We start from the raw sequence: 721 nt of genomic DNA on the forward strand, positions 1-721 counted from the left end.
GGGTGTCGGTGGATCGGTCGGATGCGGTGTATTCGCCGGTGTCGGCGGGGTTGTGGGGGTTGGGGCGGGTGGTGGGGTTGGAGGTTGGTGGGTTGTGGGGTGGGTTGGTGGATGTGGGTGGTGGGGTGGTGGGGTCGGATGTGGGTGGTGGGTTGGTGTGGGTGTTGGGGTCGGGTGGTGGTGTGGAGGATCAGGTTGCGGTGCGGGGGTCGCGGGTGTTGGTGCGGCGGTTGGTGCGTGGGGGTGGGGGGTCCGGTTCGGTTTCGGTGGCTCCGGTTTCGGGTGGGGGGCGGGTTTCGGTTGAGGGGGCGGTTTCGGACGCGGGTTCGGAGTCCGGGCGGGTTTGGGACGCGGGTTCGGAGTCCGGGCCGGGTGAGGTGTCGGTCTCAGGTGCGGGTGCCGGTTTGGACGTGGTTGCGGGTTCGGCGGTGTCTGTGGGTGTGTCCGGGGAGTCGGGTGGGGGGTCGGCCGGTTCAGCGTCGGGTTCGGACGGTTCGGCGGATGCGGGGTTGGTGGAATCCGGGGATGCGGGTGTGTCGGTGTCTGTGTCTGCGTCGGGTTCTGCGGCGGTGTCGGACGGTGCGGTGGTGGCGGGTTCTGCGGGCGGCGGTGGTTCTGCGTCGGGTTCTGCGGTGGCGGGTTCTGTGGTTGATGGTGTTTCGGCGGAGGCGGGTTCGGTGGAGTTCGGGGGTGCGGGGGAGTCGTCTGGGTTGTCGGGTGG

At 69.8% G+C, this 721-nt stretch carries 1 pseudogene; it reads right to left on the minus strand.

What is annotated here, in order from left to right:
* Positions 1-190: 190 nt before the first annotated feature.
* A pseudogene (locus ACYVD5_RS11630) lies at positions 191-721 on the minus strand (hypothetical protein); the annotation flags it as partial.

The sequence above is a fragment of the Streptomonospora sediminis genome (assembly GCF_054778995.1).